The organism is Winogradskyella haliclonae (genome assembly GCF_014635865.1).
GTDB classification, from domain to species: Bacteria; Bacteroidota; Bacteroidia; order Flavobacteriales; family Flavobacteriaceae; genus Winogradskyella; species Winogradskyella haliclonae.
The window spans coordinates 1,678,994-1,703,527 of record NZ_BMDQ01000001.1; the positions used below are offsets into that span (position 1 = coordinate 1,678,994).

General features: G+C 33.4%; 19 protein-coding genes. 16 read left to right on the forward strand and 3 right to left on the reverse strand.

Annotated elements, in window-relative coordinates; genetic code table 11:
- Positions 1-6 precede the first annotated feature (6 nt).
- The 10 genes from IEV10_RS07785 to guaB all read left to right on the forward strand — a co-directional run bounded on the left by IEV10_RS07785 (position 7) and on the right by guaB (position 12,881).
- Complete coding sequence (locus IEV10_RS07785; protein WP_188374111.1) at positions 7-1,506, forward strand: ankyrin repeat domain-containing protein; 1,500 nt, start codon at positions 7-9, stop codon at positions 1,504-1,506.
- 3 nt (positions 1,507-1,509) lie between these two features.
- Complete coding sequence (locus IEV10_RS07790) at positions 1,510-2,004, forward strand: DUF2271 domain-containing protein (protein WP_188374112.1); 495 nt, start codon at positions 1,510-1,512, stop codon at positions 2,002-2,004.
- Between the two features lie 12 nt (positions 2,005-2,016).
- Positions 2,017-4,218, forward strand: a complete 2,202-nt coding sequence (locus tag IEV10_RS07795) for a PepSY domain-containing protein (protein ID WP_188374113.1) — start codon at positions 2,017-2,019, stop codon at positions 4,216-4,218.
- Positions 4,219-4,229: 11 nt separating this feature from the next.
- Positions 4,230-4,592: a DUF6686 family protein gene (locus IEV10_RS07800; protein WP_188374114.1), complete on the forward strand. Its 363-nt coding sequence runs from the start codon at positions 4,230-4,232 to the stop codon at positions 4,590-4,592.
- 91 nt (positions 4,593-4,683) lie between these two features.
- Positions 4,684-4,944, forward strand: a complete 261-nt coding sequence (locus IEV10_RS07805) for a hypothetical protein (protein WP_188374115.1) — start codon at positions 4,684-4,686, stop codon at positions 4,942-4,944.
- A gap of 110 nt (positions 4,945-5,054) precedes the next feature.
- A complete protein-coding gene (locus IEV10_RS07810; RefSeq protein ID WP_188374116.1) occupies positions 5,055-6,275 on the forward strand; it encodes a DUF4856 domain-containing protein in 1,221 nt (406 codons plus the stop codon).
- Positions 6,276-6,377: 102 nt separating this feature from the next.
- A complete protein-coding gene (locus tag IEV10_RS07815) occupies positions 6,378-7,502 on the forward strand; it encodes an imelysin family protein (RefSeq protein WP_188374117.1) in 1,125 nt (374 codons plus the stop codon).
- Positions 7,503-7,565: 63 nt separating this feature from the next.
- Positions 7,566-8,948 carry an HTTM domain-containing protein gene (locus tag IEV10_RS07820; protein WP_188374118.1) on the forward strand — a complete coding sequence of 461 codons (1,383 nt, stop codon included), beginning with the start codon at positions 7,566-7,568 and terminating at the stop codon, positions 8,946-8,948.
- A complete protein-coding gene (locus IEV10_RS07825) occupies positions 8,926-11,358 on the forward strand; it encodes a TonB-dependent receptor domain-containing protein (protein WP_308694208.1) in 2,433 nt (810 codons plus the stop codon). Before IEV10_RS07820 ends, IEV10_RS07825 begins: the two co-directional genes overlap by 23 nt.
- Positions 11,359-11,411: 53 nt before the next feature.
- Entirely contained in the window at positions 11,412-12,881 is a 1,470-nt protein-coding gene (guaB, locus tag IEV10_RS07830; RefSeq protein WP_188374120.1) for an IMP dehydrogenase, read from the forward strand.
- 66 nt (positions 12,882-12,947) lie between these two features.
- Here guaB and IEV10_RS07835 read toward each other — a convergent pair whose 3' ends face one another.
- Both IEV10_RS07835 and IEV10_RS07840 read right to left on the reverse strand, forming a co-directional pair.
- Complete coding sequence (locus tag IEV10_RS07835) at positions 12,948-13,700, reverse strand: FISUMP domain-containing protein (RefSeq protein ID WP_188374121.1); 753 nt, start codon at positions 13,698-13,700, stop codon at positions 12,948-12,950.
- A gap of 65 nt (positions 13,701-13,765) precedes the next feature.
- Complete coding sequence (locus IEV10_RS07840) at positions 13,766-15,040, reverse strand: aminotransferase class V-fold PLP-dependent enzyme (protein WP_188374122.1); 1,275 nt, start codon at positions 15,038-15,040, stop codon at positions 13,766-13,768.
- 212 nt (positions 15,041-15,252) lie between these two features.
- Between IEV10_RS07840 and IEV10_RS07845 the strand changes: the two genes are divergently transcribed.
- Positions 15,253-16,386: a lycopene cyclase family protein gene (locus IEV10_RS07845; protein WP_188374123.1), complete on the forward strand. Its 1,134-nt coding sequence runs from the start codon at positions 15,253-15,255 to the stop codon at positions 16,384-16,386.
- Here IEV10_RS07845 and IEV10_RS07850 read toward each other — a convergent pair.
- Positions 16,378-16,620 carry a hypothetical protein gene (locus IEV10_RS07850; protein ID WP_188374124.1) on the reverse strand — a complete coding sequence of 81 codons (243 nt, stop codon included), beginning with the start codon at positions 16,618-16,620 and terminating at the stop codon, positions 16,378-16,380. The genes IEV10_RS07845 and IEV10_RS07850 overlap by 9 nt on opposite strands.
- Before the next feature lie 179 nt (positions 16,621-16,799).
- Between IEV10_RS07850 and IEV10_RS07855 the strand changes: the two genes are divergently transcribed.
- The 5 genes from IEV10_RS07855 (at position 16,800) to IEV10_RS07875 (ending at position 24,485) form a co-directional block, all read left to right on the forward strand.
- Positions 16,800-18,740, forward strand: coding sequence for a peptidylprolyl isomerase (locus IEV10_RS07855; protein ID WP_188374125.1), 1,941 nt, complete (start codon positions 16,800-16,802; stop codon positions 18,738-18,740).
- Positions 18,741-19,595, forward strand: coding sequence for a peptidyl-prolyl cis-trans isomerase (locus IEV10_RS07860; RefSeq protein ID WP_229719629.1), 855 nt, complete (start codon positions 18,741-18,743; stop codon positions 19,593-19,595).
- Positions 19,596-19,620: 25 nt separating this feature from the next.
- Positions 19,621-20,997: a peptidylprolyl isomerase gene (locus IEV10_RS07865; RefSeq protein WP_229719631.1), complete on the forward strand. Its 1,377-nt coding sequence runs from the start codon at positions 19,621-19,623 to the stop codon at positions 20,995-20,997.
- A 3-nt stretch (positions 20,998-21,000) separates the two neighbouring features.
- Positions 21,001-21,954 (forward strand): AAA family ATPase, encoded by a 954-nt coding sequence (locus IEV10_RS07870; RefSeq protein ID WP_188374127.1) that lies wholly within the window; start codon positions 21,001-21,003, stop codon positions 21,952-21,954.
- 263 nt (positions 21,955-22,217) lie between these two features.
- A complete protein-coding gene (locus IEV10_RS07875) occupies positions 22,218-24,485 on the forward strand; it encodes an aconitate hydratase (protein WP_188374128.1) in 2,268 nt (755 codons plus the stop codon).
- Positions 24,486-24,534 lie beyond the last annotated feature (49 nt).

Here is a 24,534-nt window from a genome sequence, read left to right on the forward strand (position 1 = left end):
TGACGTATGAAAAATCTAGTCTTTATAACATTACTTTTAATAGTATCTGTTTCAACATCCCTTTTTGCCCAAAAGTCTAATATTTTTCATGATAGAGACTTTTGGAAGTCTAATCCTTCTATCTCAGATATTGATAGCAAAATTAATCAAGGTCATGATGTGGCTGAGCTTAATCGTTCTGCTTTTGATGCAGTGTCCTATGCTTTAATAGAAAAAGTAGATAATAAAACCATAAAATATTTATTGTCAAAAAAAGGGAATGGCGTTAATAAATTAACTCATGATGGTCGGACCTATATTTTTTGGGCAGCATATAAGGACAATTTAGAGTTAATGAAGTATTTGGTTGAAAATGGTGCAAAGACAGATTTGATTGATAGCCATGGATACTCTGTTTTAAATTTTGCAGCTGTTACCGGACAAACAAATACTAAGCTCTATGATTTTTTATTAGAACACGGTGCTAACCCTATAAAAGAGAAAAATCATGACGGTGCCAACGCCTTATTATTAGTCGCTCCTTTCTTAAAAAATGGAGATTTAGTTACTTATTTTTTGTCTCATAAAGTTGATTTGACAAGTACTGATAATAACGGCAATGGCATCTTCAATTATGCTGCAAAAGGTGGTGACATAAAAATGTTAGACTGGTTAATTCAGCAAGACTTGCCATATAAGAAAGCTAATATAAAAGGCGGCAATGCCATGATTATGGCAAGCCAAGGGACTAGAGGTAAGAAAAATACTTTAGAATTATACAAGTATCTAGAAAGTCTAGGCGTTTCAGCGAATGTTGTTGGGAACAGAGGAAGAAACCCATTACATGCTATTGCGTATAATAGCGATGACTTAAGGACTTACAAATATTTTATAAGTAAAGGTGTAGATATTAACCTTCAAGATGAAGGTGGAGACTCACCATTTATGAATGCAGCCAATAGCAATTCTTTAGAAGTTGTAAAATTTCTTTCAGCTTATGTAAATGATATAAATGCAAAGGATAAAAACGGACGCTCTGCTTTAGCTATGGCTATTGATAGAAATAAAGTTGAAGTTGCTAAATTCTTGATAGAAAATAAAGCAGATATTAATACTATTGATGCTGACGGAAACACATTAATGTATTATTTATTGAATACCTACAGAAGTGACAAACCAGAAACTTTTAATGCTAAATTGGCATTGCTCATAGAAGCAGGTTTGGATGTTAAAAAACTTCAAGGCAAAGGAAAATCACTTTACCATTTAGCTATAGAAAAGAATAACATTGCTTTGCTAAAGGAAATAGAGTCATTTAAGATAGATGTTAATGCCAAAAACGATGATGGGTTAACACCATTACATTTGGCGGCAATGAAGGCTAAAAATCAAGACATTCTTAAATATTTAATATCTATTGGGGCTGATAAAACCATCAAAACAGATTTTGATGAAACTGTTTACGATTTAGCAAAAGAAAACGAGCTGCTTAAAAAAAATGCAATCAAGATTAATTTCTTAAAATAGAATATGAAAAATACACATACATTCAAAATAGCACCTTTACTGGCTTTAACTGTTTTACTATTATTTGGGTTTACAACAAAACAACCATCTTCTGCATACAAGTGTATGATTCAGATGACAAATTACACTGGTGAAGGTGCTTATATTGTAATTTCATTATTAAATCCGCAAGGCGATTATGAAAAAACGATATATGTACAAGGTGATGATGAAGAATGGTATCATGATATTACTGAATGGTGGAAATTCCAAGGAAGAAAGCGCACAGATATTGATGCCATTACTGGAGCTACTATTAGTGGAGGAGAACGTGCTATTAGTATCATTGAAATAGAAGATGAGTTTATTGATAGAGGATATAAAATCCGTTTTGAGTCGGCTGTGGAAGACCAAGATTATTTTAAAGATGATGTTGAGTTCGAGTTAACTTCTGAATCTGTTAAAAGCAAAGTAGACGGAAAAGGATTTATCCGATATATTCGTTTAATACCCCAATAATTTAGAAAGTAAATGACAATTTCTATATGGAGATACAGCCATATGATACTGGCTGTGTCTTCAGCTATATTCATTTTTTTAGCAACAGTTACAGGTATAATTCTAGCATTTGAGCCTATTTCAAATCAAATAAAGCCTTATGCAATAACTTCTGCAAGTAACTTATCATTGGCAGAAACCATTGAAACATTGCAAAATGAGTATAATGAAGTTGTTACTTTAAAAAAAGATGAAAATGATTTTGTAATAGCATCGGTCATTACAAAAGAGGGGAGAAGTAATCGATTTTATATCAATCCATTTACTGGAAAAAAAATTGGTGACATCATTAAAAAAGCATCGATTTTTGAATTTGCCACTAACCTTCACAGGTCTTTATTTCTTAAATCAACCGGACGATTTTTAGTAGGCTTGTTTTCTTTCTTTTTGTTTTTAATAGCCATAACTGGTATCAAATTAATCATAAAACGACAAGGCGGTTTTAAACGTTTCTTTAGTAAGGTTGTCAAGGAAGAATTTGCACAATATTATCATGTTATTATTGGTAGATATGCATTAATTCCATTGGTAATTATAACTATTTCAGGAATTTATTTGTCGCTTGAAAAATTTGATGTTCTACCATCAAATAAAATAACACACACTAAAACCCAAATAAGCGAAAATTCTAAAAAAATTGCAGTTAAGGATTTTAAAATATTTAATGCAACACTATTAAATGAGTTCAAGCATTTAGAATTTCCGTTTTCGGACGATGAAGAAGATTATTTTGTTTTAAAGCTAGAAAATAAGGAATTGTACATTAACCAATACTCAGGTGATATTATAAGTAAAGGTGATTTCCCATTGCCACTATTAGCTTCAAATTTAAGTTTAAAACTGCATACCGGTCAAGGAAATTTTCTATGGGCAATATTGCTATTGCTTACTTGTTTTGCAATTCTATTCTTTATGTATTCAGGATTTGCGATGACTTTAAAACGAAAAAAAAGGAGTAGTAGTAAAATGCAAAACATTTCTGATAAAGATACCGCTGAGTATATCATTTTGGTGGGCTCTGAGACTGGACATACACAGCGTTTTGCTAAACAGTTTTTTGAAGCAATGTGTTTAAAAACAACTTCTGTATTTATAGACCAACTAAACAATTATACATCATATAAAAGAGCTAAGCATCTTATTGTATTTACAGCAACCTATGGAGAAGGTGAAGCACCAAGTAATGCTAAGAATTTTGAAACTTTGTTAGATGTCATAAAACAAAATCAGACCATACAATACTCGGTTGTTGGTTTTGGCTCATTAATGTATCCAAACTTTTGTAAATATGCAATAATTGTAGATGCATTACTTCAAAAGAATAAAAGCTTTATGCCCAATCTCCCTTTGTTCAAAATCAATAATCAGTCTTTAGAAGCATTTAAGACCTGGTTAGGACAATGGAACGATAGCACATCTCTAAATCTAAAAATACAATTAAATAAGCCTACAATAAATAGAAAGAAGCTAAGCAATTTTGAAGTTATCAGTCATACTGAAATTAATGTAGACGATACATTTATACTACAATTAAGACCTCAGTTTATCCAAAAATTTCAATCTGGCGATTTGCTTGCATTTTACCCAGAAGACGATAACGTCGAACGTTTATATTCTATTGGTCGCGTAGAAGATAATATCCTTTTAAGTATCAAGCGACATGAGTTTGGCGTATGTTCCAGACAATTAAGTCAATTAACTCAAAAAACAATGATTAAAGCCAAAATAAGAAGAAACTTAGATTTTCATTTTCCAACTTACGCAAAAGAAGTTGTTATGATAGCTAATGGTACTGGTATAGCACCTTTTCTAGGAATGATTAATGACAAAAGTAATGATGTAAAAGCTCATTTATTTTGGGGTGGTCGCACCCATGACTCTTTAGAAATTTATTCGAAATTTATTGATAAGGCTTTTAATAAAAAAACCTTATCAAGTTTTCATGTCGCGTACTCTCAAGAAGAGGGAAAAAAGGTATATGTACAAGATGTAATCCAAGAAAATGCTGACATGATAGCTAGGATTTTAAATACTGACGGAGTGGTGATGATTTGTGGATCAATAGCAATGCAAAATAGAGTATTAGAAGTACTCAATGATATAACAACAGAAAAACTAAAACAGCCCTTAAGTACATTCGAAAATAATGAGCAGATTAAAATGGACTGTTATTAAAATATTAATCTATGTGTAATAGTATAAAAACAATTTCAAGGGTTAAAAGTGGAGAACTTTCATTTTGTACTAACTGTAAATCATTCCACCTTATTTTTAATAATTTATTTTTTGCGTTAACAAAAAAGGAACTAAAAAGGCTTAAATCTTATGTTGATGGTATAGAAGTTGAATATTGGGAGCATAAATATGCTTGTGCTAATATGGAAAGAAAAATACCCATACCATCTAATCAAGAAAATTTGATAATGATGTTCAATAGACAAGAGATTACTGAGTTACAAACCCTATTATCATTTACCGATAAAAAATCTCAAAAAAAAGATGTTCTATTAGGTTTAGATGATATTGATTATAACTTAATCCTCAATTGACATGGATGATATCAATTTAATCTATTGCAATTATTTTGGCACATCATTTTTTTTAAAGCGCTGCATAATTAACCAATTTAATAGAATACAATTGGGATTTAATAAAAAGGTATTCTCTTTTACAGAAGATGAACTTCTTAAGTTTCAAAATATTTTAAAATCATCTTTAGAAATATTAGAAACTAACAGTGATTTTAATGAAGACACTTATTTCTTAAATGTCGTAATTGAAGTTTTTGACGAAAAAATAAACTTTGATTTTTTAGAATTAAAAGCTTTAAAAGACCTTGTAAATGGGACTTTATTCCACCTAAATTTAAATCAGATTGTGAAACAATTGGTAAGTGCGTAAAACTTATTTAAAATTAATCTAAATAAATTTTGGCAAATAGTATTGTGCGTTTATATTTGCATCAAATTATTTATAACAAGTCTAAATAAAATTAAAAAACAATCAAAATAATGAAAAAGTTAGCTCTAAGTTTATTTGTAATCGGAAGCCTGTTTACATCCTGTTCAAGTGATGATGACGGTGGTAATCCAAATCAAGTCGTTGCACCGGCAACATATGAATTCTTAAGAAATGGTCAAACCACAATTAGTTTTACCGGTCAGACTCAACGAATTGAAATGGCTGAAGAAATTATTTCTGCATTGAAGAATACTTCATTTACTGAAGCTCAAATCGACGGTATGTTTAATAATACAGGTGATAATTTCTCAGATGCTGAGTTAAATGCTGCAACAACTAAAAAAGTAAGAAGCAAAACTGCTGCTTCTTTTGATTTTTTCGGAGGTTCTGCTAATATTTCTAATCTAGCTGACTTTGATGGTTGGATTGCTGAACAAGTAAATGATGTATATCCTGAATGGGGAAATGCCGCAAGTGCAGGAAACGCTGGATTTATTAATGAAGGTGTTGCGCAAGATGGTTCTACACGTTATGTAAATGCTAAAGGTTTAGAGCTTAATCAAGCATTCAATAAAAGTTTGATAGGTGCTATGATGGCAGATCAAATGCTTAATAACTATATAAGTGAAGGCTTATTATCTGGTTTTACTGAAGCTAATGATAACGGCACTTTAGTTGAAGGTAAAAACTACACAGATATGGAGCACGATTGGGATGAGGCTTATGGATACTTATTTGGTACCGCTTCTAGTGTTTCTAACCCATTATTAGATATAGGCGAAGGTCTAGGAGGATCGGATAGCTTCTTAAATAAATACTTAGACAGAGTAAATGATGACCCTGATTTTAATGGTATAGCTCAAGATATTTACGATGCTTTAAAACTAGGTCGTGCTGCAATTGTAGAGAAAAACTATGATGTACGTAACGAGCAAGCAGAAATCATTAGAGAAAAAGTTTCACAGGTAATAGGTGTAAGAGGTGTTTACTATTTACAATCTGCAAAAAATGCATTCCTAAACGGTGATAATGGTTCCGCTTTCCATGATTTATCTGAAGGTTACGGATTTATTTACAGTTTACAGTTTACACGTCAGCCTAATTCTAACAGTGCTTATTTTACAAAAGCAGAAGTTGATGCGTTTTTAGCGGATTTATTAGAAGGAAATGGTTTTTGGGATATAGCTAGTGATACTACAATACTAGATACTATATCTACAGCAATTGCAAACCGTTTTGGTAATTTTACAGTAGCTCAAGCTGCACCTTAAAAAGTATTTATTTAGATTGAATAAATGCTATATATTTGCAAAAACTAAAAATACAAATGTCATTTCCGATGAGTTAATGACATTTGTTGTATAAATAAAACTATGATAAAAAGAATAATTTTTGGGCTGATTTTATGTGTTGCAATTGCTGCATGTAGCTCATCTGATGATGGTAACAATGGAAACAACGGAGATGGTTTTAATCGTACAGAATTATTAACCAATCTAGCGGATAATATCATAATTCCTGCATTTCAGGATTTAGGCGTAAAGTTATCAGCTATGGATGTAGCTCGAGCAAATTTTGTTAACTCGCAAACACAAACTAATCTTGACGCTTTAAGTGCAGCTTGGCTAGAAGCCTATAGCGTTTGGCAACATGTAGAGCTTTTTAACATAGGTGAGGCTGAGGATGTAAATACAACTTCGGATGATAGAGGTTTTGTTAGATTTTTTAACATCTATCCTGTTTCTGAAACTGAGATAGATGGTTATGCGGCTTCTGGTACTTATGATTTAACGTCTGTATTAGTTGATCAAGGTTTTCCAGCGTTCGATTATTTAATTCATGGTATAGCTACAGGAGATGCTACTGCTTTAGATAAGTTTACAACTCATACAAATGCATCAGGTTATATGACGTACATGACAGATGTCATGTCTAGAATGTTATCGCTTAATAACCAGATTTTGAATGATTGGCAAAATACCTATAAAGATCAATTTATTTCAGCAACAGAAAATGGATTAAACGGTTCCTTCAATAAGATTGCCAATGATTTTATATTCGCTTATGAGAAAGGCTTCAGAGCTCAAAAAGTAGGAACTCCAGCAGGTGTTTTTTCTGCAGGCCAAACTTTTCCAGATAGAGTAGAAGCTTTTTATAAAGGTGATGTGTCTAAAACCTTAGCCTTAGAGTCTTTAACTGCTTTAGAAAATTTCTTTGTTGGTAGAGCTTATAATGGTTCAACTACAGGATCTTCTTTACGTACATATTTACAGTTTTTAGATTCTGATGATATCGTAACCGCAATACAAAGCCAATTTACTGCGGTAAGAACTTCGATTAATGGTTTAGGTAACAATTTTTCTAACGAAATAGAAAATAACAACACACAAGTCCTAACAACTTATGAAGTCATGCAGGCTATGGTACCATTGATAAAAGTAGATATGCGTCAAGCATTAGACTTTGCTATTGATTTCCAAGATAGCGATGGCGACTAACATAATAATATTATAAAATTAGGAGGTTGTCTCATTGACAGCCTCTTTTTTTTAAACCAATTAATGCAAACAAAGCTAAAATCATATTTTAATCAGAATACTAATGCTGCTCCTTTGGCGGTTTTTAGAATTGGTTTTGGTCTTATGATGTTGGTAAGCATCATTAGGTTTTGGTCCAAAGGCTGGATAGAGACATTTTATTTACAGCCAAAATTTCACTTCTCTTATTTTGGTTTTGAGTGGATAAAACCAATGGGGAATTATACGTATTTGTTATTTTTTATATGTGGCTTAGCGGCTCTTTTAGTGGCTTTAGGATTAAAATATCGTTTAGCTATTATTGCATTTTTTTTGAGTTTTACATACATCGAACTGATGGATAAAACCACCTATCTTAACCATTACTACTTTACGAGTATTCTTAGTTTTCTAATGATTTTTTTACCTGCTAATGCTTATTTCTCTTTAGATAGCATCGTTAGAAAAAAAGACTATTCCCAAATACCTAAATGGACCATAGATAGCATAAAACTATTACTATCCATAGTCTATATATATGCTGGTTTAGCTAAATTAAATAGCGATTGGTTATTTAAAGCCATGCCACTAAAAATATGGTTGCCATCTAAATATGATATTCCTTTTATAGGTGAAACACTAATGCATAAAGACTGGTTTCATTTTGCAATGAGTTGGTCAGGAATGTTGTATGATTTAGCAATCCCTTTTTTGCTCCTTTTTAAACGTACTCGAACTTTTGCATTTGTTTTAGTAGTCATATTTCATGTATTTACCAGAGTTCTGTTCCCTATAGGCATGTTTCCGTATATCATGATAATTTCTACCTTGATTTTCTTTGAATCTGGTTTTCATAATAAGATTATTAAAGTTCTTAGAAAGATTATGAATCTGTTGTCTCTTCGAATACAGTCAGGAAGTATTACTCAGATTAAAGTGATGGATACCTTTGTAGAGAAACGCCAACGTGTTATACTTTCTATATTGGTAGTATTTTTTAGTATTCAAATACTATTGCCATGGCGATATGCGCTTTATCCAAACGAATTATTTTGGACAGAAGAAGGTTATCGTTTTAGCTGGCGTGTAATGCTTATGGAAAAAGCTGGATACACAAACTTTAAAATCGTTAACTCAGAAACAAACTCATTCTTTTATGTTGAAAATAGTGATTTTCTCACACCGTTTCAAGAAAAGCAAATGAGTTTTCAACCAGATTTTATATTAGAATATGCTCATTTTTTAGGAGACCACTTTAAAAGCCAAGGCCATGAGAATATACAAGTATTTGTAGATTGTCATGTGGCTCTTAACGGACGAATGAGCCAAAGATATATCAACCCAAAAGTAGATTTATATCAATTAAAAGAATCGTTTCAACCTAAAGATTGGATATTACCATTTAATGATGAGATTAAAGGATTATAGCATTACGTTAGTTATTTGTTTGATAAGTGTTTTAGGAATTGCGCAGAATAAAGTTTCTGGCGTAATACAAGATCAGGTCTCGCGACAACCCGTTGCTGATGTTGAAGTCTATAGTAAAAAAGGGGGACTACTAGCAAAGACCAATAAAGAAGGTTATTATGAGTTTAATACCAATGACGAAAGATTGACCTTGGTATTCTTCATTTTTGAGTATAAGTCTCTTGAGGTGACTGTTCAAGTAAATGGTGATACTACAGTGAATCAATCTATAGAACCTTATGCTGAAGTCTTAACTGCTGTAGAAATTACTGCCAAAAGAGCTGAAGAGTTTGAGCTTTCTAGGTTGAGAGATGTTGAAGAAACCGCAATATACGCGGGTAAAAAAACTGAAGTTATTCTTGTAGATCAATCTATGGCTAATATTGCGACAAATAATGCAAGGCAATTGTATAGCCAGGTTGCAGGTCTAAATATATTTCAGAATGATGATGCAGGATTACAACTAAATATTGGAGGTCGAGGCTTGGACCCAAACCGTACCTCTAATTTTAATACGAGGCAAAACGGTTACGATATTAGCGCAGATGTTTTGGGTTATCCTGAAAGTTACTATACACCACCAGCAGAAGCTGTTGACCAAATCCAAGTGGTACGAGGCGCAGCATCATTACAATACGGGACACAGTTTGGAGGACTAATTAATTTTAAATTAAAATCACCAAATCCTAATAAACCAATTGAGTTTATAACAAGAAATACTTTGGGTAGCTTTGGATTGTATACCAATTTTACGAGTTTAAGTGGAACAAAAGACAAGTTTAGCTATTACACTTATTTCAATTACAAAAAAGGTGATGGGTTTAGACCAAATTCCCAGTTCGAATCTAAAAATGCATACGCCTACTTAGGGTATCAGTTATCCAATAGAACAAAACTATCGGGCGAACTCACATACCTGAGATATTTAGTACAGCAACCTGGAGGTCTTAACGATAGTCAGTTTGCTCAAGACCCATTTCAAGGTAACCGCACACGTAATTGGTTTCAAATAGACTGGCTATTGTACAATTTTAAAGTCGCTCACAAGTTTTCAGAGAATACAAACTTTACATTCAACTTCTTCGGTCTTGATGCAGAACGAAATGCTTTAGGTTTTAGAACTAATAGACAAGACATTCCTGACAACTTTATTGAGAGGGATTTAATAAAAGGCGAATTCAATAATTTTGGTTTTGAAGCAAGATTATTAACTCAATACAAACTCTTAGGAAAGTCCTCTACTGGCTTAATAGGAACCAAATTCTATTCAGCGGATAATACCTCTATACAAGGACCTGGAAGTGATGGTATTGATCCGAATTTTGATTTACAAACAGACGTGTTCCCTAATTATCAAAACCAATCTAATTTCAGCAATCCTAACTTAAATATTGCCTTTTTTGGAGAGAATATAATTTACTTAAATGATAAGTTATCAATTACGCCTGGAGCACGTTTTGAGTATATTAAAACAGAAAGTGACGGTTTTTCAAAACGAATTAATTTGGATGCTGCGGGCAATGTAATTTTGAACGAAACGATTTTATCTAGTGACACCAATGAGCGGTCGTTTGCGTTGGTTGGTTTAGGAGCAAGTTACAGACCTACGCCAAAGATTGAATTATATGCAAATGCATCTCAGAATTACCGTTCTGTGACATTCTCAGATATTAATCTCGTAAATCCAGACTTTAGAGTTTTAGAACTTGACGACGAAACGGGACAAACAATAGACATAGGAATCCGTGGTAGAATTGATAATAAGGTTTCTTTCGATGTCAGTACGTTTGCACTATTTTATGATGATAGAATAGGCTTAGATTTAAGAACCTTTCCAGGAAATGATGTGGATTTAGTAAGAGATAATGTTGGTGATGCCTTAATCTATGGTTTAGAGACTTTAATTGATTTTGACCTCAATAATACATTAATTAAAAATGAAGATATAAAACTTAATTACTTTATTAATCTAGCTTTTATTCAATCGGAATACACTAATTCTGATGTTTCAGGGATAGAAGGTAATGACGTAGAATATGTACCAGAACTGAATCTAAAAACTGGCATTAGATTTGGCTATAAAGATTTTCAAGGTAGTTTGCAATACACCTATTTGTCTGAACAATTTTCGGATGCGTCTAATTCTAGCACAAGTTTAGGAGGAAGTTCAGGTATTATTGGTAAAATTCCATCTTACGATATTTTAGATTTATCGATGTCATATACTTACAAGAACTTTAAGCTGGAAACGGGTATTAATAATCTTTTAGATAATGCGTATTTTACCAGACGTGCAGAAGCCTATCCTGGTCCTGGAATAATTCCGTCACCACCAAGAAATTGGTTTACTACGCTACAAATCAAGTTTTAATATAATAACCAAATATTAGTCGTATATTTGCATGCAATTATATCTTAATTGCAATGACAGCACACAACAACAAAATATTAGGAGAAGGTCTAACTTATGACGATGTCCTATTAGTTCCAGCGTATTCCGAAGTGCTTCCTAGAGAAGTTAATATTCAATCAAAATTTACAAGAAACATTACTATTAATGTGCCTATTGTATCTGCAGCAATGGATACGGTCACAGAAAGTCGTATGGCTATTGCCATGGCACGTGAAGGTGGGATAGGTGTTTTGCATAAAAATATGACTATTGAGGCTCAAGCTACTAAAGTACGTAAAGTAAAACGTGCAGAAAGTGGCATGATTATCGACCCAGTAACTCTGCCAATGGATGCTAAAGTTAGTGATGCAAAAAATGCGATGCGCGAGCATAGTATTGGTGGGATTCCTATTGTTGATGAAAATGGAAAATTAAAAGGGATTGTAACCAATCGTGATTTGCGTTTTGAGCACAGAAATGAAAGACCTATCGTTGAGGTTATGACAAGCGAAAATTTAGTGACAGCTCCTGAAGGAACTTCATTAAAAGATGCTGAAAAGATTCTTCAAGAAAATAAAATTGAAAAGCTACTCATAGTCAATGGCGATAAGCTCGAGGGTTTAATTACCTTTAGAGATATTACCAAAGTCACTCAAAAACCAATTGCTAATAAAGATTCTTACGGAAGATTACGTGTTGCAGCTGCCATTGGTGTTACAGGTGATGCTGTTGATAGAGCAGAAGCATTGGTTAATGCTGGCGTAGATGCTGTAATTATTGATACAGCACATGGACATACTCAAGGTGTTGTATTGGTCTTAAAAGAAATAAAATCTAAATTCCCTGACCTTGAAGTCGTTGTAGGAAACATTGCAACTGCTGAAGCTGCTAAATATTTGGTCGAAGCTGGTGCTGATGCTGTAAAAGTAGGTATCGGACCTGGTTCTATATGTACCACTCGTGTTGTAGCAGGTGTTGGTTTTCCACAATTCTCTGCTGTATTAGAAGTCGCTGAAGCCATTAAAGGTTCTGGTGTTCCAGTTATTGCAGATGGCGGAATCAGATATACAGGAGATATACCTAAAGCCATTGCAGCTGGTGCAGATACGGTAATGTTGGGCTCATTATTAGCAGGAACAAAAGAAAGTCCTGGAGAGACCATTATATATGAAGGCAGAAAGTTTAAATCGTATCGTGGTATGGGTTCTGTTGAAGCTATGAAACAAGGCAGTAAAGACCGTTATTTCCAAGATGTAGAAGATGATATTAAAAAATTAGTGCCAGAAGGCATTGTTGGTCGTGTACCATACAAAGGCGAGTTATTTGAAAGTATTCACCAGTTTGTTGGTGGCTTACGTGCTGGTATGGGCTATTGTGGCGCCAAAGACGTTAATACTCTAAAGGAAACTGGACGTTTTGTAAAAATTACAGCAAGTGGTATTAATGAGAGCCATCCTCACGATGTAACCATTACTAAGGAAGCACCTAATTATTCGAGATAAGCTATCTTACACATAATAAAAAAGCAGCATCCAAACGGGTGCTGCTTTTTTATGCTATTTGAAAAATTAGTCTTTAATGAGTCTAACTCCAGCTCCAATTTGTATCGCATTACCATCAAAAAGAATTTCTGGTTCATCAAAGAGTTGAACCAATATTCGCCTTTGAGAACCTAAACTTGTTCCTCCTGTAGGATTAGTAATGTCAGAAGTTGCAAGAGTACATATACCTCCTGGGAAAATGGAACTACCTCCAGCACTGACATATCCATTCGGTAAAGCGTTAAAGATAGATCCACCATTACCATTACCACTAGATTCTACCCAGCCAATTTCAGATTTTAGAGCAGTAGCTTCGTTACCAGATTGGCCATTAGCAGCCAAAAAACTTTCAAGCTCTCTAAAATCTGCTTCAGTTGGAATACGCCAACCTTCAGGAGCTAAATTTCCATTTTCTAGAGCAAAATAATTGTACATAGCTGCATAATACCGAGGTGGCAGTTCTTCATCAACTGCATTATTAAAATCACTCGTATCTGCCCATTGAAATAATGGAGTTTGGTTATTTAAGTTACCCCAGTTACTACCGAAGACTTCAAAAGTATATTCAGTAATTGGAGTCCCATCATTAAAAGTTGTAGTTTTTAGGTTTTCAGCAGCCCATACCTGATTTCCTATGGTAATCGTATTGTAAGTGTTGCCATCTATGTCTGTAAATGTAAGTTCTTGTTGTTCTTGAGTATTATTGTCATCGCTGTTAGAACAGTTGAAAAAGAAAGTGAATACTAATAAAGCGGCTATAATTCTAATTGGATTTTTCATAAGGGTTTTCTTATATAACACGCAAGTTTTTAATTTACCTACCTCAATTATATATAGTTTAGAAATTATCCGGCTATAGTCTCAAGCGCATTGACTAAATAATCGATATCTTTTTTGGTTATATAAATTCCAAAAGAAATACGAACGCCATTTAAGCCAAAAGTAGACATAGGCCTAGTATCTATACTATAGTTATCAAACAGTTGCTTTTTTACTTTAGATACAGGTTTCCCAATAACTTCTAATGTTTGTATAGCACATGATAGTTGGTCATTTTCTGGTGTTTTTAGTTTAAATTTTGGATTAGCCTTTACTTTGTCTCTAAAATAATGTTTCAACGCATATGAGCGTTTGGTGATTTTTTCACCTCCAATAGCATTATGAAATGCAACAGCGTCACCCAAACCCAGATACTCAGGAAGATTTCTAGTATTGTAGTTTTCTAAACGTCTTACGCTTTTGTCTTTATGACCTCTAGCTACGATTAATGGTTTTAAATATTTCTGACTTTCCTGCTTTGCATAAAACACGGCTATACCTTTTGGAGAAAATAACCATTTGTGCGCACTGGCAGTATAAAAATCACAACCTAAATCTTTAAGATTAATGGTAAACATACCGGCTGTTTGCGCGCCATCGACTGCAACTAGAATGCCTTTTTTGTGTGCCATTTCACTAATTTCTTTTACTGGTAAAAGCATACCATTAGTGTTTACAATATGGCAGATGTTTATCACTTTTGTTTTGGGAGTAATTGCATTTTCATAGACAGCAACTATATCTTCTATTGTTTTTGGTAGTAGTGGTAATTTTGGGCGTACTAATTTTATGCCTTTTGTTTCTTGCCAAACTTCCCAAGGAACATATGCACTAGCGTGGTCATGGTTAGATAAGATGACCTCGTCTCCGGCTTTTAAATCTATACTTTTAGCAATAAGATTCATACCTTCTGTAGTATTGTGTGTAATGGCAATCTCTTCTTTATTTACCGAAAATAAATGCGCTACTTGTAGACGCACTTTTTCTTTTTCATCTTGCCATTCACCCCACATATATCTGGACGGAAACCCATCTAATGTAGCTCTATAACTGTTGGTAGCGCCTTGTACAGACATTGGTGATGGTCCTAGAGAACCGTTATTAAAATAGTAAAGCCCATGTGCAAAATGAAATTGAGCCTTTACAGTTTCCCAAAATGCTTCAGAACTATCATTTGCATTATAATCATTTAGAGGTTTAAGTCGCTCTTTATTATCTGCGTAGAGCTGAGGTATTAATAGAGAGGCTGCTGTACCTGCAGTAATCTTTTTTATAAATGAACGACGATCAGAATTACTCATAAACTGCACAATTAGATAAGCGTCTAAAATATTGAATAATATTGAGAAATGCGAAGGTGGTTTTTCTTCAGCTTTAAGCTTAAATAGATTTGAGTTTTATTGATTTCATAGGTTGTTAAACGAAGTTGGTTGAAATTCACTAGAAAGTGAAACCATAATTTGTATCCAGATAGTCTTAAAGTGTATCTTCGTTAAATAATTTTGATGTCTTGATGAAACACTTTGATTATATCATATTAGGAGCTGGAGCTTCGGGATTACTATTAGCCTACCGTATAGCTAGTGATGCCTTTTTTGATGATACATCTATCCTTATTATTGATAAAAGTAGTAACAAAGGTAATGATCGAACATGGTGTTTTTGGGAAGAAGGTCAAGGCGAATGGGATGATATACTAGAGAAATCTTGGAGCTCAGTTTTTTTTGGAAGTCAAACATTTTCCAAAACTATAGATATCTCACCTTATCGCTATAAAATGATTCGTAGTGCAGCATTTTATAATAAGCTTTGGAAAAAGATTAATCAGAAAAGTAATATTCAATTTTTAGAAGCTTCAATTAAAGATTTTCAAGAAAAAGAAAATGTATACGTAACAACTTCTAAAGGTGACTTTACCGCTACAAAGCTATTTAATAGTATTCCAGATTTATCGTATTTAAAACAAAAAAAATACCCGGTTTTGCAGCAACACTTTGTAGGTTGGTTTGTAAAGACAAAAACCGAAATTTTTGATGATACTTTGGCTACGTTTATGGATTTTTCTGTACCTCAAAATGGTAATACGCGTTTTATGTATATGCTGCCAATTGATAAGCAAACAGCACTTTTTGAGTACACGTTATTCTCTAAAGATATATTGCAACTATCAGAATATGAAGCTGCGATTAAGGATTATTTAAAAGAAAAAAGCGTATCAGATTTTGAGATTTTAGAAACCGAACAAGGTTCTATACCAATGACATCTTTTAAGTTTTCTGAATTAAACACATCTCGTGTTTTAAATATTGGTACAGCAGGTGGCTGGACCAAAGCAAGTACTGGTTATACCTTTAGGGCAACGAGTAAGCATACCAAAAAAATAACTGCATTATTAAAACAAGAAAAGGATGTCTCTAAATCACTTTCTAAGCCAAAGTTCTGGTTTTATGATTTAATCTTTTTAGATGTACTAGCAAATTATAATGCAAGTGGTGCGAAGTTGTTTTCGAGCTTATTCAAAAAAACTGATGTTAAAACAATTTTTAAATTTTTAGATGAAGAATCATCACTTCTTGAGGACTTAAAAATTATTCTTTCTGTTCCTCCAAAGCATTTTATCACGTCTTTTTTTAAACGTTTATTTTAGGTCTTGATAAACTTGTCCACGATGAGGTTTCAAAGCATCACGAATGGGTTTCATACTAGCCTCATCAACCACTAAATATGCAAGACTATGCATATTGCTTAAATCTTCAATTCCAGTAATTGAGATATTTAACTTTTCAATTTCAATATATTCTTTGAGATGTATAAGATGATGCTCGGCGGTTTTCTTTGCTGTTGGCCCTCTAAAATCCCAAATGAGTTTTAATTTTCGCATATATCTAAAAAACGATTTCAAACTTTGCGCTAAAATAGACATATATGTGATTACAGAACAATATTTAAAGTGTAAATATGTTATGTTTTTTGACTTGTGGAATACTCTATTTGTTTTATTTTTGTTCGATTCTGATTAGATTTAGACAATCAATTAAATGATAAATTACAAGATAAATTATGCGTATTAAGTTTCTAAACATTTTGCTCATTTTTCTTTGCTTAAACCTATCTCATGCTCAAAAGCAGCAGATTCTTCTTACTATCGATGATGATGTTGTGACTTCAGACGAATTCATGAAACTTTATAATAAGAATCTAGATTTGGTTAAAGACGAATCTCAAAAGCAACTCGATAATTATTTAGAGTTATTTGTAAACTATAAATTGAAACTTAAAGAAGCTGTTAGCCTAGGTTTGGATAAAGATGAAAACTACAAGCGTGAGTTCGAAAACTATAAAAAACAGCTAACCAAAAACTATCTTTCGGATAATAAAGTTACTGATGATCTTGTAAAAGAGACCTATGATAGAATGCAATATGATGTCAAAGCCTCTCATATTTTAATCCTAGATAATCCCGAAGAAGAAGACACATTGGTCGCTTATAATAAACTTTTAGAGTATCGTAAAACTTTGCAAGAAAAGGGGTTTGAATCTGCAAAAGAACAATACCATAATGGTAAAACGGTTTTAGTAGAAGATTTAGGGTATTTCTCAACATTTAAAATGGTTTATGATTTTGAGTCTAAAGCCTATGAAACAAAACCTGGGGATGTGTCTATGCCATTTAAAACAGATTTTGGTTATCATGTTGTTAGAGTTGATGAGAAGCGTCCATCTCGAGGTACTGCAACTGCTGCACATATTATGATTGCTGATAAACAAAAAGATAGCACTATAAATCCTAAAGAACGTATAAAAGAAATTTATAAAAAACTACAGCAAGGCGAGTCTTTTGAAGCATTAGCAAAACAATTCTCTGACGATAAGAGCTCTGCTAGAAGTGGTGGCAAGCTTCGTGCCTTTAAAAGTGGACAATTATCTTCAACAGTATTTGAGGATGCAGCATTTGCTTTAGAAAATCCAGGTGATGTTACGGAGCCTATTAAAACAAAATATGGCTGGCATATCATAAAGCTTATTAGTAAAGAAGCTATTAAAGGATTTGACGAATTAAAACCTACACTTGAAGCACAGATAAAACGTGATGCGCGTTCAAAACTTATAAATAGCGCTATGGTCGAGGAGTTATCTAAGCGTTATAAGATTGCTAGAAACCCAAAAACGAAAGCTTATTTTAAGTCTATTATTGCTGAATCGTACTTGGCTGGTAAATTTGATTTGCCTGAAGATTATAATGGCAGCGATGTTGTGCTTTCCGTTAATGATGCCGTTTTTACAAACAATGATTTCCTTCAGCATTTAAAAGCAAAACAGCGTCAGTATATGCGTCAGCAAGTATCAATAAAGAAAATTCTTGATAAAGAATTAGAGCTTTTCCATGAGAACTCTGTTTTAAAATTTAGAGAAGATAATCTAGAAAATGAAAATCAAGAATTCGCAGATATTCTTCAGGAATACAGAGATGGTCTATTGTTATTTGCATTAATGGAAAAACAGATTTGGAACAAAGCCTCTAAAGATACAATAGGATTAAAGACCTATTATGAAGCTAATAAAGCAAAATACATTTGGGAAGATAGAGTTGATGTAATTATCGCTTCTTCAGGAGACAAAGCTATTGCTAAAAGCGTTCAGAATTTAGTAAAAAGCGGTAAGACACAAGAAGAAATAAAAAAAGCTTTAAACTCTAATGATAAACAAAATGTCATTTTTACCTCAGGTGTTTTTGAAGTGTCTAATTCAAAACTTCCAAAAGATATGGAGTTGGTTACTGGAGTTTCGGACATATATGAGCACAACCAAGCTTATCATGTAATTAATATAAAGGAGATATTGCTGTCGGGTAACAAAACATTAGAAGACGCTAAAGGAAGTGTGGTTAATGATTATCAAAATAAGATTGAAGAAGACTGGCTACTTAAGCTACGAGAAAAGTTTAAAGTAGATGTTGACAAAAAAGTACTTAAACAGCTTAAATCTAAAATCAATAACTAATTGAAGTATAATATAACATATTGTTTTCTTGTATTTGCCATATTGGTTGGTTGTAATCGTTTTAAATCAGATGAAGCAGAAAATGCTGTAGCACGCGTAAACGATACGTATTTATACAGAGCTGATATAGAAAAAATAATCCCTGAAGGTGCTTCAAAAGCAGATAGTACGCTTTTAGCGAATAGTTATATTAATAAATGGGCAAGCGGATTGCTTTTAATAGATAAAGCCAAGCTAAATTTGTCAGCTGAGCAGCAATCAGATTTTAATTTACTAGTTAAACAATACGAAACAGATTTATATACAAAAGCTTATTTAGAAGCTTTGGTTAAACGTTCGATTGATACAACAATTACTACTGAAGAAGCAGAGCTTATATATCAAACAAATAAAGAATCCTTTAAGCTCAATGACGAGCTCTTAATGCTTCGTTATTTGAGCTTACCTCAAAATGCAGTGAATTTAGATAATATAAAATCACGTTTCAAAACTTTTGAAAGTGAAGATAAAGTCTATTTAGATTCAATAGCTGTTCAGTTTAAATCGTATTCGCTCAAAGATTCTGTTTGGGTTAAGGCTTCTCAGGTTATAGATAAGATTCCTGTGGTAAACCTGTCTAATAAAAATCAACTGTTAAAAAAATCTAATTTTATACAACTCAAAGACTCATTAAACCTATATTTGATCCAAATAAATGATGTACTTTTGCGCAACGATTACGCGCCTCTAGATTACGTAAAGCCTACAGTTAAACAAATTATAAGTAATAAACGTAAACTAGAGTTGATTAAGGAGATAGAAAATGGAATTACAAAGGATGCTATTAAGAATAAACAATTTGAAGTCTATAAGTAAAAATCTGCTTTCTGCAGTTTTTTTAATGACGATTACAGCCGGATTTTCTCAAGAGATTATTAAAGACGAAGTTAAAACTGAAGTAAAAGAAACGAAACGTCAAGGAAACCGTATTAAGGCAGACGGCGTTGCAGCTGTTGTTGGAGATTATATAGTTCTTGACTCAGATGTAAATAGAAGAATTGCACAAATTAAAGCTGCTGGTGGAGATATCGGAGATATTACAAATTGCGAAATATTTGGTAGTATTCTTGAAGAAAAACTCTATGCACATCAAGCTATTCAAGATAGTATCGTTGTCAACGAACTGCAGATTCGTTCTCAGATAGACCAACAAATTCAAGGCATTTTAGGTCAGTTTAATGGTTCTATGACAGAGATGCTTAATTTTTACAAAAAAGATTCTGAAGATGCTCTACGTGAAGAGATTTATGAAATTAACAAAAATCAATCTTTGGCCTCACAAATGCGTAATAAAGTCTTAGAAGAAATTGAAATTACACCTGAGGAAGTTCGTCAGTTTTATAATGATTTAAAGGAAGAAGGGTTACCAACTTTTGGGACAGAATTACAGATAGCAAATATTGTTATTATTCCTGAGGTTACCGAAGCGTCTAAGCAAGTAGCTATAGATAAACTTGCTGGGTTTAAAAAGGATGTCGAAGAAAATGGAGCAAGTTTCACTACAAAAGTTTTATTCTACACAGATGATGCAGGTTCTAAATCTACTGGAGGAAAGTATACGTTAAATAGAAAGCGTCCTCGAATGGTAAAAGAGTTTCGGGATGTCGCATTTTCACTTCAAGAAGGAGAAATATCTGAACCTTTTGAGTCTATTTATGGCTACCATATTATATTACTAGAAAAGATTAGAGGACAAGAATATGATGTAAGGCATATATTATTAAGACCAGAAATTACACCAGATGCCATTGAAAAAGCAAGAAAACAAATCGAAGATATAAGAACTAGAATTGTAGATGGTTCTGTTACGTTCGCTGAGGCTGCCCGTGAATTTTCTGATGAAGAAGAAACAAAATTCGAAGGTGGTCAGATGACAAATCCTACCACTCAAGATTTTAACTTTGAGTTGACTAAAATGGATCCAGAAATTTATGGTCAGATACAAGATTTAAAGGATGGGGAAGTGAGTCCTATTATTCAAGATGGTGATCGAGAAAATCCGATTAAGTTTAAAATCATGACAGTGACTAACCGTATTGACGATCATGAAGCAGATTTTGCTAGAGATTATTTAAAAATTAAGCGCTTAGCACTTCAGAATAAACATTTTGATGCTCTTGGTAAATGGCAAGAAGAGACAATTATGTCTACTTATATAAAAATCAATGGCGATTATAGAAGTTGTGATTTTAATGGTAACTGGTTAAAAAACAAATAATAGATGTCAGACGTAACTGCTATTGAAAATTTTGTAAAAAAGTACAAAGCACTTAAAGAAGAAATTGCAAAAATTATTGTCGGACAAGAAGAAGTTATAGATCAAATATTGATATCTATATTTTCTGGTGGACATTCTTTACTTATAGGTGTTCCAGGATTAGCAAAAACTTTAATGGTTAATACCATTGCACAAGCTCTAGGATTAGATTTTAAACGTATTCAGTTTACACCAGATTTAATGCCAAGTGATATTTTGGGTAGTGAGATATTAGATGAGGATCGTAAGTTTAAGTTTATAAAAGGACCAATATTTGCGAATATCATTTTAGCAGATGAGATTAATAGAACACCACCAAAAACTCAAGCGGCTTTACTTGAGGCAATGCAAGAGCGTGCTGTTACAGTTGCGGGACATCAATATAAATTGCAATTACCTTATTTTGTTTTGGCAACCCAAAACCCAATTGAGCAAGAAGGAACATATCCTTTGCCGGAGGCGCAGCTAGATCGCTTTATGTTTGCAATTAACTTGAATTATCCTTCATTTCAGGAAGAAGTTGACGTTGTAAAAGCAACAACCACAGATGTTCAAGTTTCTGTTAACTCATTATTTACAGCTCAAGAGATTATAGATTTTCAGAATGTGATACGTCGCATTCCTGTAGCAGATAATGTTATAGAGTATGCGGTAACTATGGTGGGTAAAACAAGACCTAACAGTACTGCGGCAACTGACTTGGTAAAGGAGTTTGTAGATTGGGGTGCAGGACCAAGAGCTTCTCAAAATCTTATTTTAGCAGCAAAAACATATGCAGCTACTAAAGGAAAGTTTTCTCCAGATGCCGAAGATATTCAAGCTGTAGCAACGTCTATATTACGTCATAGAGTTATCAAGAACTATAAGGCTGAAGCAGAAGGTGTAACTGATGAGACTGTTATTAAGAGTTTATTTTAATAGTTTTCAATTCAATTTTTCTCTTTTTTAGTTTTTCTGATGATTAGGCTGCAAAAAGAAAAGCTTATTAGCTAATCTGCAATTGTTAACTTATTAAACTATTAACCATAAAATTGAATTTTATTCAATTTACTTACGAATTTATTGCTTCACATTGAATTATTTTCAATGATTATTCAATTCTATTACATATTTTTAAAAATGCTTTAAAATTTGTAATTTTGTGCTGCTAAAAATTAATTATCAACCTTTAAAAATACTATATGGCTTTTGACATTGATATGATTAAAAAGGTTTATGCTAACATGACTGAGCGCGTAGATGCTGCTAGAGATATTGTTGGTAAACCATTAACCCTTTCTGAAAAAATATTATACGCTCACTTATGGGATGGAAAACCCACTAATGCTTTTACTAGAGGCAAAGACTATGTGGATTTTGCTCCAGACCGTGTTGCTTGCCAAGATGCAACAGCACAGATGGCACTACTACAATTTATGCAAGCTGGAAAGCCTAAAGTGGCTGTGCCAACAACAGTACATTGTGATCATCTTATACAAGCAAAAGAAGGCGCAGCAACAGATTTAAAAAATGCAAATAGTACAAGTAGTGAGGTTTTTAATTTTTTAGAATCTGTATCAAATAAGTATGGTATTGGTTTTTGGAAACCAGGTGCTGGTATTATTCACCAAGTGGTATTAGAAAATTATGCGTTCCCTGGAGGAATGATGATTGGTACGGATTCTCACACTGTAAATGCTGGTGGTTTAGGTATGGTTGCTATTGGTGTTGGTGGAGCTGATGCGGTCGACGTTATGGCTGGTATGGCATGGGAACTTAAATTCCCTAAACTGATTGGTGTAAAGTTAACAGGTAAATTATCTGGTTGGACAGCACCAAAAGATGTCATTTTAAAAGTTGCTGAAATTTTGACTGTAAAAGGCGGAACTGGTGCAATTGTAGAATATTTTGGACCTGGAGCAACAGGAATGTCATGTACCGGAAAAGGAACAATATGTAATATGGGTGCCGAAATAGGTGCTACCACTTCTACATTTGGTTATGACGAATCTATGGAGCGTTATTTACGTGCAACAGAAAGAGCAGATGTTGCAGATGCAGCAAACCAAGTTAAAGATTACTTAACTGCAGATGCAGAAGTTTATGAAAATCCTGGACAGTATTTTGACCAAGTTATAGAAATTAATCTTTCTGAATTAGGCCCATTATTAAATGGTCCTTTTACACCAGATTTATCTACATCTGTTGGTAGTGAAATGACTGAAAAGGCTACAGCAAATGATTGGCCTCTTCAAGTTGAATGGGGATTAATTGGGTCTTGTACCAATTCTTCTTACGAAGATTTATCTAGAGCTTCATCTATTGCACAACAAGCTATAGATAAAGGCTTAAAAATGAAAGCTGAGCTTGGGATTAATCCAGGTTCTGAGCAAGTGCGTTACACTGCTGAACGCGATGGTATTTTAGGAATTTTCGAAAACCTAGACGCTAAAATATTTACCAATGCTTGTGGTCCTTGTATTGGGCAATGGGCAAGATATAGTGACCCAAAAAATGCACCTAAAAATAGTATAGTGCATTCATTCAATAGAAATTTTGCGAAGCGTGCAGATGGGAATCCTAACACCCATGCTTTTGTAGCTTCTCCTGAGTTAACAGCAGCAATTGCTGTAGCTGGCCGTTTAGACTTTAATCCATTAACGGATAAATTAATCAATGAAAATGGAGAAGAGGTTATGTTCGATGAGCCAACCGGATGGGAATTACCTCCTAAAGGTTTTGACGTTAAAGATAATGGATACTTAGAACCAGTTGCTGATGGAAGTGGAGTGGAAGTATCTGTAAACCCAACATCTGAACGTTTACAATTATTAACACCATTTACACCTATTAAAGGTAACATTAGTGGTGCAAAATTACTGATAAAAGCTTTTGGCAAATGTACGACTGATCATATTTCTATGGCTGGACCATGGTTACGTTTCAGAGGACATTTAGATAATATTGCCAACAACACATTAATAGGTGCGGTTAATGCTTTTAATAAGAAAACAAATTTTGTTAAGAACCAATTGACTGGTGAGTATGGAGGAGTGCCAGACACACAGCGAGAATATAAGAAAAATAGTGTTTGGTCTGTAGTTGTTGGAGACCATAATTATGGAGAAGGTTCTTCTAGAGAGCATGCAGCTATGCAGCCACGTCATTTAGGCGTTGCTGCTGTAATAGTAAAATCCTTTGCACGTATTCACGAAACCAACCTTAAAAAACAAGGCATGTTAGGATTAACGTTTGCAAACGAAGCTGATTATGATTTAATTCAAGAAGACGATACGTTTAACTTCGTAGATTTAGAGACATTTGCCCCTGGAAAACAATTGACTTTAGAGATTATACATACTGATGGCAGTTCTGATACTATTAAGTTAAACCATACTTATAACGATTCTCAAATTGAATGGTATCATGAAGGTTCTGCGCTAAACCTAATTAAAAAGCAGAATGCTTAGTTAGGTAATTGTAAAATTTAAAAAGGCTTTGATGAAAATCAAAGCCTTT